Origin of the sequence: Rhizobacter sp. (assembly GCF_046595475.1) — a bacterium.
In the GTDB taxonomy this organism is placed as follows: Bacteria; Pseudomonadota; Gammaproteobacteria; order Burkholderiales; family Burkholderiaceae_C; genus Rhizobacter.
In genome coordinates, this window is the sequence record NZ_JBKJOQ010000025.1 from 1 (window position 1) to 9,841 (window position 9,841).

A 9,841-nucleotide genomic window follows, 5' to 3' on the forward strand; every position below is an offset into this window, starting at 1 on the left:
TTCGGCCACAGCGACTATCAAACCATCGTCGCTGACGTGAAGAAGTTCTCCGCCGGTGGCAAGACCGCTGTCATCTCCACCATCAACGGCGACTCGAACGTGCCTTTCTACAAGGAATTGGGCAACCAGGGCCTGAAGGCAACCGACGTGCCGGTGGTGGCCTTCTCGGTGGGTGAAGAAGAGCTGCGCGGTGTCGACACCAAGCCGCTGGTGGGCCACTTGGCCGCCTGGAACTACTTCATGTCCGTCAAGAACCCGACGAATGAAGCGTTCAAGAAGAAGTGGGCCGACTACGCCACGGCCAAGAAGCTGCCGGGCGCCGACAAGCCGCTGACCAACGACCCGATGGAAGCCACCTACATTGGCATCCACATGTGGGCGCAGGCGGTGACCAAGGCCAAGAGCACCGACACCGACAAGGTGATTGCTGCGATGTCCGGCCAGACCTTCCCCGCACCGGGCGGCTTCGTGTCGACCATGGACGCGAAGAACCACCACCTGCACAAGCCAGTGTTCATCGGTGAAATCAAGGCCGACGGCCAGTTCAACGTGGTGTGGAAGACCCCCGCCCCGGTGAAGGCCAAGCCCTGGAGCCCGTACATCGAAGGCAACGACAAGAAGAAGGACGAGCCTGAAAAGAAATAAGGCCCCTCAGTCGCTGGCGCTCCTGCTCCCAGGGGGCCAGCGGACCGGAAAAGCCGGATCCTCGGGCGTTGCTTGATGTGTGGTTCGCTCCGCTTCCGCTGACGGTTGCGAGAGCGAGCCTTTCTTGATGATGGGTAGCAGATGTCTGTACGAGGGCTGAAAACTGTTTGGCTGAGCCTGTGGCTCGCTTGTCTTCTCTGTACATCGCCTGTCACCCACGCCCTGACCCGCGAGCAGGCGCTGGCCCTGGTGAAGGGCGAAAACGAAGAACGCATCACGGCTTTGGCCGGCTCCTTGTCGCGTGGCGACGATGGCCTGGCGAAGTTTCTGCAGGCTGTGCTCGATGACGGGGTGAAGTTCAGCGCCAACGCCGCCTTCCTGGTGCGCGACGGCAAGAGCTTTGATGCCGCCACCGGCGCCGAGACGGCGCTGCCCGATGGCGTCGAAGACGTGATCAACAGCAACCAGATGCGCCGCGAGATCGAAGGCGCGTTGGCCGCATTCAAATTGTTTTCTACCGATCTGGCTGAGCGCCGTGCGGCCATCAAGGCCCTGAAGGAAGAGGCCGACGAAACGCGCTTGCCCTTGATCGAAAAAGCGCTGGCTGTCGAGACCGATGCGTCGTTGAAGACGCAGCTGTCGCAGGTGCGCGCGGCCGTGTTGGTGTCGTCGACCGATACCGCCAAGCGCATGGAAGCCGCCAAGGCGTTGGCCGCAAGCCTGACGCCTGCCACCAAGACCTTGCTGCTGGAGCGCCTGAAGCCGGCTGCCGAAGGGGGCGAATCAGATGTCAACGTGCGCAGCCAGCTTGGCGTGGCGCTCAGCGCGGTGGAGTCTCGCCTGGCCTGGGGTGAACGCCTGGGCGTGATGTTCACCGGCGCCAGCCTGGGCAGCATCTTGCTGCTGGTGGCCCTCGGCCTGGCCATCACCTACGGGCTGATGGGCGTGATCAACATGGCCCATGGCGAGCTGATGATGATCGGCGCCTATGCCACCTACGTGGTGCAGAACCTGTTCAAGGCCTACCTGCCGGGTGCCTTCGACTACTACATCTTGCTGGCAATACCGGCCTCGTTCTTCGTGGCGGCGTTGGTGGGCGCGGCACTGGAGCGCAGCGTGATCCGCTGGTTGTATGGCCGGCCGCTGGAAACGCTGCTCGCCACTTGGGGCATCAGCCTGGTGCTGATGCAGGGCGTGCGCTCGCTCTTTGGCGCGCAAAACGTGCAGGTGGAAAACCCAGCCTGGCTGTCGGGCGGGGTCAGCGTGATGAGCAACCTCACGCTGCCCTACAACCGCATCGCCATCGTGATCTTCGCCGGGCTGGTGCTGGCGGGTGTGTCGTTGCTGATTGCGCGCACGCGGCTCGGCTTGTTCGTGCGCGGGGTGACGCAGAACCGCAAAATGGCCGCCTGCGTGGGAGTGAACACCGCGCGCATCGACACCTATGCGTTTGCACTGGGCTCGGGCATTGCGGGTCTCGCCGGCTGTGCCTTGTCGCAGGTCGGCAATGTGGGGCCCGACCTTGGGCAAGGCTACATCGTCGACTCGTTCATGGTGGTGGTGCTCGGTGGCGTGGGCCAGCTGGCCGGCACGGTGTATGCAGCGCTGGGCCTGGGTGTGCTGAACAAGCTGCTCGAAGGCTGGCAAGGCGCCGTGCTCGCCAAGATCATGGTGCTGGTGTTCATCGTGGTGTTCATCCAGAAGAGGCCGCAGGGCATCTTTGCGATGAAGGGCCGGAGCGCCGAAGCATGAAGAACGAAGCGATTGCCCTGCCGACGCCGGCACTGGCGCCTGTCACGCGCCTGCTCTCGCCCACGGCCTGGGTCGGTGTGCTGGCCGCACTGGCGGCCGTGCTGATCCTGGCACCGCTGCTCAATCTGGTGGTGCCGCTTGGCAATGTGTTCCACCTCAGCGACTACGCCATCAGCCTCATCGGCAAGATCATGTGCTACGCCATCTGCGCGCTGGCCATGGACCTGATCTGGGGCTACACCGGCATCCTCTCGCTGGGCCACGGTGTCTTCTTCGCGCTTGGCGGCTATGCCATGGGCATGTACCTCATGCGCCAGATCGGGCGTGACGGCAACTACCAGTCTGACCTGCCCGACTTCATGGTTTTCCTCGACTGGAAGTCGCTGCCCTGGCACTGGGCCGCGAGCGACAGCTTCATCGCCACGCTCGCCCTCATCGTGCTGGTGCCCGGCCTGCTGGCCTTTGTGTTCGGCTTCTTTGCCTTCCGCTCGCGCATCAAGGGCGTGTATTTTTCCATCATCACGCAGGCGCTCACCTACGCGGCCATGCTGCTCTTCTTCCGCAACGAGACGGGCTTCGGCGGCAACAACGGCTTCACCGACTTCAAGCGCATTCTCGGCACGCCCATCGCCACGCCGTCTATGCGCATGACGCTCTTCGTGCTGACGGGGCTCACGCTCGTTGGCTGCTTTTTGCTGGCGCGCTGGCTGGTCAACAGCAAGTACGGGCGCGTGCTGCAGGCCATACGCGACGCCGAGACCCGCGTCATGTTCACCGGCTACGACCCGCTCAAATACAAGCTCAGCATTTGGGTGATCTCGGCCGTGATGTGCGGCATTGCAGGTGCGCTCTACGTGCCGCAGGTGGGCATCATCAACCCAGGTGAGATGTCGCCTGGCGCCAGCATAGAGATCGCCATTTGGGCGGCCGTGGGCGGGCGTGGCACCTTGATCGGGCCCATTGTTGGCGCCTTCTTCGTCAACGGGGCCAAGAGCTGGTTCACACAAGCTTTCCCTGAATTTTGGTTGTACTTTTTGGGTGCCTTGTTCATCGCGGTCACGCTCTTCTTGCCGCAGGGAATCATCGGTTTGGTGCGCCAGGTGAAGGAGCGCCTATGACCCCGCAACTGATGCAGGCCGGCTCCCGCGCGCGGGAGGCCCGCTACAGCCGGGTGGTGCAAGCGGGCGAGCTGAACGTCGCGCACGGCGCCATCCTTTACCTTGACGACATCACAGTCAGCTTCGATGGCTTCAAGGCGCTGAACGCGCTGTCGCTCAACATCAGCGCGGGCGAGCTGCGCTGCATCATCGGCCCCAATGGCGCGGGCAAGACGACGATGATGGATGTGATCACCGGCAAGACCCGGCCCGATGGGGGCAAGGCCTTCTTCGGCTCCACGATCGATCTCTTGCGCATGCGCGAAAACGAGATCGCCTCGATCGGCATCGGCCGCAAGTTTCAAAAACCCACGGTGTTCGAGCATCTCACCGTCTTTGAGAATCTGGAGCTGGCGCTGAAGGCCGACCGCGGCGTGCGCTCGTCGATGTTTTTCCGCCTGGGCGGCGAGCAGCTCGACCGTATCGGCGCGATGCTCACGCTCATCCACCTGAAGGACAGCGCCCAAAGGGTGGCGGGTTTGCTCTCGCACGGCCAGAAACAGTGGTTAGAGATTGGCATGCTGCTGATGCAAGACCCCAAGCTGCTGCTGCTCGACGAGCCGGTGGCCGGCATGACCGATGAAGAAACCGAGCGCACCGCCGAACTCTTTCTGTCGCTGGAAGGCAACCACTCGCTGGTGGTGGTAGAGCACGACATGAAGTTCATTCACGAGCTGACGCATGGCAACCCGGCCAAGAAGGTGACGGTGCTGCATGAGGGCAGTGTGTTGGCTGAAGGGTCGCTTGCCGATGTGCAGGCGAACGAGAAGGTCGTCGAAGTCTATTTGGGGCGCTGACAGCATGCTGAAGGTCGAAGGCATCAACCAGTACTACGGCGGCTCGCACATCCTGCGCAACTTGTCGTTCGAAGCTCGGCTTGGCGAGGTGACGGTCGTGCTCGGCCGCAACGGCGTAGGCAAGACCACGCTGCTCAAGAGCCTGATGGGCGTAGTGCCGGTGAAGACCGGCAGCATCCACCTCGACGGCGTGCCCATCACCACCGACACCCCCTACGAGCGTGTGCGCAAAGGCGTGGGCTATGTGCCGCAAGGCCGCGAGATCTTCGGCCGCCTCACGGTGGAAGAAAACCTGCGCATGGGCCTGGCTTACAAGAGCGGCAGCACGCCAATTCCGCCTGAGCTGTTTGACTTGTTTCCGGTGCTCAAGCAGATGATCAACCGCCGCGGTGGCGATCTGTCGGGTGGGCAGCAACAGCAACTCGCCATCGCGCGCGCTTTGGCCGCAGGCCCGAAGCTGTTGATTCTTGATGAACCGACTGAAGGCATACAGCCCAGCATCATCAAAGACATAGGACGCGTGATTCGCATGCTGGCCGACCGCGGCATGAACGGCCAAAAGATGGCCGTTGTGCTGGTGGAGCAGTTTTACGACTTTGCCGCCGAGCTGGCCGACCAGTACCTCGTGATGGAACGCGGCGAGATCGTGCAGCGCGGCCATGGCGACAACATGGAAGCCGAGGGCGTGCGCGTCCGCATGTCGATTTGAAAAAGGCCCGCCGAAGTGGGCCTTTGTCTACCAAGCCTGTCGATCAGGGCTGGTTCGCGATCTCGGTGCTAGGTTGACCCGAATCGGACGTCACCGCCAGCACTTTCACGTCGTTGAGCGTGAGGCTGTTGGGCAGCGTGAGCAACAGCAGGTCGGCATTGTTCCCGACCACGAAAGGCGCAGTGAAGATGACGTTCTTGGTGCCCGTGTTGGTCACCCGCAAGACGTAAGAACCTGCGGTGAAGTCGTTCGAGTTTGCGCTCGATGCCGGCACGGCGCTGCGGAACGCGGCACCTGCAAAGTTGGGCCCAGCGGTGGTGATGTCAACATTGGCAGGCGTGAGGTACACGTCGATGCTGCCGGTGTTGAACGACGCATTGACCACGCGCACGCGGCCGTTGTTGGCCGTCAGCTGCTTGTCGTACGGGTCATTGATCAGCAGCAGGTCTGCGGAGGTGGCGTTACCCGGCAGCGCGACGATGGTGAACTTGTTGCCGCGAGTCGGGTTGAAGTTGAGCGTGCCGACCTGCACGCTGCCAGTGGTGGTGCGCACGGCGTAGTCGGCCGGCGCGGTGTCGACCACGAAGTAGTTGGATGCATAGCGGTACGGGGCATTCGCTACACCACCCACCACGGTGCCGTTGCGCGTCAAGTCGACGTTCGGGCCGGCCGGTATCGCGTGCACGAAGCGAACCTTGGGGTCGGCGATGTCGAGCCGGTCGTCAATGCTGTCATCGCCACCGCCGCAGGCAGTGACCAGAAGCACAGGCGCGGCGGCCAGCAAGAGCTTGTAGAGAAGTTTCATGGTGGAGTGACCTTTGCGGAGCTGTGTTGTTGAATGCAAGTGGCTTGCAGCGTGTGCTGGCAAGTGCAAGCAATTTAGGTTTGCGCTGTGCAAAAGCGTGTCAGACAGGCCGGGCTTGCCATGTGGGCGACGCCTGAGTTGCGTGTCGGACAAGGCCGGGAGTTCGCGCTGCATCGCAGACACGGCGGAACTTTGGCGAGATGGGCTGGTCGCGCCACAATGGTGACCTCTCAGCCAGAGGCCGCCCAATGATCACCGTCCATCACCTGAACGACTCGCGCTCACAACGTGTGCTGTGGCTGCTAGAAGAGCTGGGCTTGCCCTACGAGATCAAGCACTACCAGCGTGACCGCTCCACCATGCTGGCGCCGCCCGAGCTGCTGAAGGTGCACCCGCTGGGCAAGTCGCCCGTGATCACAGATGGTGATGTGACGGTGGCCGAGTCGGGCGCCATCATCGAGTATTTGGTGGAGCGCTTTGGCAATGGCCGCCTGGTGCCTGCGCCTGGCACGCTCGAGCGGCTGCGCTGGCGCTATTGGATGCACTTCGCCGAAGGCTCGGCCATGCCGCCGTTGCTGTTGAAGCTGGTGTTCATGCGAATCTCAAGCACCAAGATGCCGTTCTTCATCAAGCCCATTGCACGCGGCATCTCGGCAAAGGTGCTGGCCACCTTGGTCGACCCCAACCTGAAACGCCAACTCGACTTCATGGAAGCCGAGTTGGGCAAGAGCGAATGGTTTGCCGGCAATGACTTCAGCGCGGCCGACATTCAGATGAGCTTCCCACTGGAGGCTTCTGCACAGCGGGCGGGCCTGAACAGCAACTGGCCCAAGCTCATGGCCTACCTGAAGCGCATACACGCGCGGCCGGCGTATGCGCGAGCGCTGGAGCGCGGTGGCCCGTACAGCTTCGCTCACGACTGAAGCCAACTCGCGCGTCCACGAGTACCCCTCTGAAGAGGGGCGTAAGAATATGTACGACACCTGTGCGCCATAGGCGAACGCGGGTCAAATTGTGTCCCTCGCCGTACCGCACAGAGTGCACGTGTTTACACGCGGCCCGACAAAGGGAACAACATGAACGACCGCCTGAGCGCCGCCCTCAGCAGCGTGCAGTCAAAGCCAGCCGGTCTGCTGGCGAGCTGGACGCGAAGCCAGCGACTTTTCAACGTGAGCGGCGAAGGCCCGGTGAACGACCTGATGGTCGAGCAGTTCACCCTGATCGACCGCATCAGCGAGCCCTTTGTGCTGCAGCTCACCGTGCTCACGCTCGATGCCCAGCTGCCGCTGCAAGCCCTGCAACACCAGCGCATCACCCTCACCGCCCGCCTGTCCGACGGCAGCGTAAAGAAGCACAGCGGCCTCATCTCTAGCGTGGCCCAGCTCGGCGCCGACGGCGGCTTCCAGCGCCTGCAACTCACCGTCAAACCCTGGATCGCCTTCCTCAGCCACGGCTCACACAGCCGCGCCTGGCAGCAAAAGACCGTGCCCCAGATCCTCGACCACGTGTTCTCCGCCTACAGCAGCCACGCCGCCTGGCGCTACGGCGAAGTGGCCGAAGACGGCAGCACCGAAGACCTCAACGCCTTCCTCTCACGGGGCCCCAACGCCGGCGTGCTCGACTACTGCTGCCAGTACCGCGAAACCGACCTCGCCTTCGTGCAACGCCTGCTCGCAAGCTTCGGCCTGGGCTGGAGAATCGAAGAATCCGAAGACGCCCCCAGCGGCCACACCCTGGTGGTGTTTGCCGACTCCAGCCGCTGGCCCGAGAACACCACCTCCGCCAGCGCCACCGGTGGGCAGGGCATCAAATTCCACCGCAGCGCCGCGACAGAAGCGCAAGACACCATCCAGGCCTTAGGCGGCCAACGCAGCCTGAACCCCGCCGCCACCGCCGTGCTGCAGTGGGACTACCTGCAAAAGAGCGCAGTCGCCGTGCTCGTGCCCACCCACCACCCGTTCGGCGCCCAGCCCGTGCAAGACATGGCCGCCTGGCTGGAGAACTACCAAAGCTCAGGCACAAACGCCGACGGCGGCCACTGCACCCCCGCCCAACTCCAGCACCTGGCCACCCTGGGCCAGCAAGCCCACGAGTTCCGCAACAAGACCTGGCTCGCCAGAAGCTCAGTGCGCAGCCTGCGCGCCGGCCAGTGGTTCAAGCTCAAGAACAGCACCCTCGACGCCTTGAGCGACCTCGGCGACCTGGGCAAAACCGACGCCGACCTCGAATTCACCGTCCACAGCGTGCACAGCCTGGGCATCAACAACCTGCCCAAAGAGCTGAGCGACAAAATCGCCCACAGCATCGCCAACGCACCGGCGAGCTTCGACTGGCTGGCCGATCTCTCTGACCACAACAGCAAGCCCGACCCCATGGCCGAGCTGCTGGCCTCACTGGCCGAAGACCCCGAGCTGGCCGCCAAGGCTGCCGAGACCGGCTACGCCAACCGATTCGAAGCCTGCCGCCGCGCCATCCCCTGGCGGCCGGCCTACATCCAAAAGCCCACCGCGCTGGGCCTGCAAAGCGCCATCGTCGTCGGCCCCAGCGGCAACACCCGCGCAGCAGGCGCCGATGAGCTCTACATGGACGCCCTGGGCCGCATCAAAGTGCAATTCCACTGGCAAAGCAGCCCGCACGCTGACCCACGCGCAGACAACCGCAGCAGCTGCTGGGTGCGCGTGGCACAGCGCTGGGCCGGGGCCGGCATGGGCCACCAATTCATTCCGCGCATCGGGCAAGAAGTGCTGCTGCAGTTCTTGAACAACGACATCGACCGGCCCGTGTGCTTCGGCTCGGTCTACAACGGGCGCGGCGAAGGCGGGCGGGCCCGCACGCCGGGCGGGCAGCCCGGCCAGGGTGACGCCGGCGACACCACCGTCTTCAGCCAGAGCAGCGACCATCGCGCGAGCGGCCAGGGCAACCTGGTCGGCTCGGGCGCAGGCGGCAACAGCCCGGCCTGGCACGGCGGCGCGCCAGGGCCGGCCACGCCGGGGGCGAATGCGCAGAACAATGCGGCCGCCATGAGCGGTGTGAAGAGCAAAGAATTTGGGGGCGAGGGGTTCAATCAGCTGGTGTTCGATGACACGCCTGGGCAGCTCAGAGTGCAGTTGGCCACGACCCAACATGCGACCCAATTGAGCCTCGGCTACCTCGTGCACCAAGCCGACAACACGCGAGGCTCGTACAGAGGAACCGGCTTCGAGCTGCGCAGCGATGCCTATGGCGCCATTCGCGCCACGCAAGGGCTGCTGATCACCAGCTACGGCGCCAACCCAGCCGACCCGGCCGGCGATAACGCACCGGGCATGGCCTTGCTCAAGCAAGCGCTGACCCTGGCCGAGACCTTCAGCAAGGCCGCAGGCACCCACCAGACCACGCAGCTGGCGACCGCGCTGGGCACCCTCAAAACAAGCCAGAGCCACCTGAGCGACAAGCTTGCGCCGATGAAGGCGCTGCACCAGGCGGCAAGCGGCATGGTCAGCCAAGCAGGCATTGATGCCGCACTCACCGACGCGGGCAAGCGGAACACGCAAGCCAGCGACGGCAAGCTGCCGCACACCACCGACCCCATCGTGGCGATCACCGCCAAGGCTGGGCTGGCGGTGGTGGCGGGCCAAGACATTCAATACGCCAGCGGCGAGGCCATCAGCTGGCAGGCGGGGCAAGACATTCACGTCGCGGGGGGCAACCAGCTCAGAGTGAACACCGGGCAGAGCATCGGCATCTTGGCCGGAGCGGTGCAAGCGGGCGCGGGGGCCAAGGGCACGGGGCTGACGATGATCGCGGGGCAAGGGCCGGTGCAGATGCAGGCGCAGGCCGGACAAGCTCAGGTGGCAGCCAAGGGCTTGATCAACGTTCAGTCGGCCGTGGGTGCGGTGGAGTGGGCCTCGGCCAAGAAGATCACGCTGCAAACTTCGGGTGGGGCACAGATCGTGATTCAAGGCTCGGGCATCACGGTGCAGTGCCCGGGGAAGAT

The 9,841-nt window shown here is 63.9% G+C and carries 8 protein-coding genes; 7 read left to right on the top strand and 1 reads right to left on the bottom strand.

Annotated elements, in window-relative coordinates; genetic code table 11:
- From AC30QB_RS04995 to urtE, 5 genes are all read left to right on the top strand, one after another.
- Positions 1-645 (top strand): transporter substrate-binding protein (locus AC30QB_RS04995; protein WP_489545087.1); only part of this gene is annotated, 645 nt, incomplete at its 5' end.
- 141 nt (positions 646-786) lie between these two features.
- Positions 787-2,397, top strand: coding sequence for an urea ABC transporter permease subunit UrtB (gene urtB / locus AC30QB_RS05000; RefSeq protein WP_489545088.1), 1,611 nt, complete (start codon positions 787-789; stop codon positions 2,395-2,397).
- Positions 2,394-3,515, top strand: coding sequence for an urea ABC transporter permease subunit UrtC (urtC, locus tag AC30QB_RS05005; protein WP_489545089.1), 1,122 nt, complete (start codon positions 2,394-2,396; stop codon positions 3,513-3,515). The genes urtB and urtC overlap by 4 nt, the downstream gene beginning before the upstream one ends.
- Positions 3,512-4,351: an urea ABC transporter ATP-binding protein UrtD gene (urtD, locus tag AC30QB_RS05010; RefSeq protein ID WP_489545090.1), complete on the top strand. Its 840-nt coding sequence runs from the start codon at positions 3,512-3,514 to the stop codon at positions 4,349-4,351. The genes urtC and urtD overlap by 4 nt, the downstream gene beginning before the upstream one ends.
- A 4-nt stretch (positions 4,352-4,355) precedes the next feature.
- Entirely contained in the window at positions 4,356-5,060 is a 705-nt protein-coding gene (gene urtE, locus AC30QB_RS05015) for an urea ABC transporter ATP-binding subunit UrtE (RefSeq protein WP_489545091.1), read from the top strand.
- Between the two features lie 43 nt (positions 5,061-5,103).
- On the opposite strand, the gene AC30QB_RS05020 is transcribed toward urtE, so the two are convergent.
- Positions 5,104-5,865 (bottom strand): DUF4397 domain-containing protein, encoded by a 762-nt coding sequence (locus tag AC30QB_RS05020; RefSeq protein WP_489545092.1) that lies wholly within the window; start codon positions 5,863-5,865, stop codon positions 5,104-5,106.
- Between the two features lie 248 nt (positions 5,866-6,113).
- Between AC30QB_RS05020 and AC30QB_RS05025 the strand changes: the two genes are divergently transcribed.
- Entirely contained in the window at positions 6,114-6,788 is a 675-nt protein-coding gene (locus AC30QB_RS05025) for a glutathione S-transferase family protein (protein ID WP_489545093.1), read from the top strand.
- A 153-nt stretch (positions 6,789-6,941) separates the two neighbouring features.
- Positions 6,942-9,841, top strand: a 2,900-nt coding sequence (locus AC30QB_RS05030) for a type VI secretion system Vgr family protein (RefSeq protein WP_489545094.1), incomplete at its 3' end; no start/stop codon positions are given.

Coding starts and splice junctions, on each gene's coding strand:
- urtB (WP_489545088.1), top strand. CDS start 787: ATGTCTGTACGAGGGCTGAAAACTGTTTGGCTGAGCCTGTGGCTCGCT.
- urtC (WP_489545089.1), top strand. CDS start 2,394: ATGAAGAACGAAGCGATTGCCCTGCCGACGCCGGCACTGGCGCCTGTC.
- urtD (WP_489545090.1), top strand. CDS start 3,512: ATGACCCCGCAACTGATGCAGGCCGGCTCCCGCGCGCGGGAGGCCCGC.
- urtE (WP_489545091.1), top strand. CDS start 4,356: ATGCTGAAGGTCGAAGGCATCAACCAGTACTACGGCGGCTCGCACATC.
- AC30QB_RS05020 (WP_489545092.1), bottom strand. CDS start 5,865: ATGAAACTTCTCTACAAGCTCTTGCTGGCCGCCGCGCCTGTGCTTCTG.
- AC30QB_RS05025 (WP_489545093.1), top strand. CDS start 6,114: ATGATCACCGTCCATCACCTGAACGACTCGCGCTCACAACGTGTGCTG.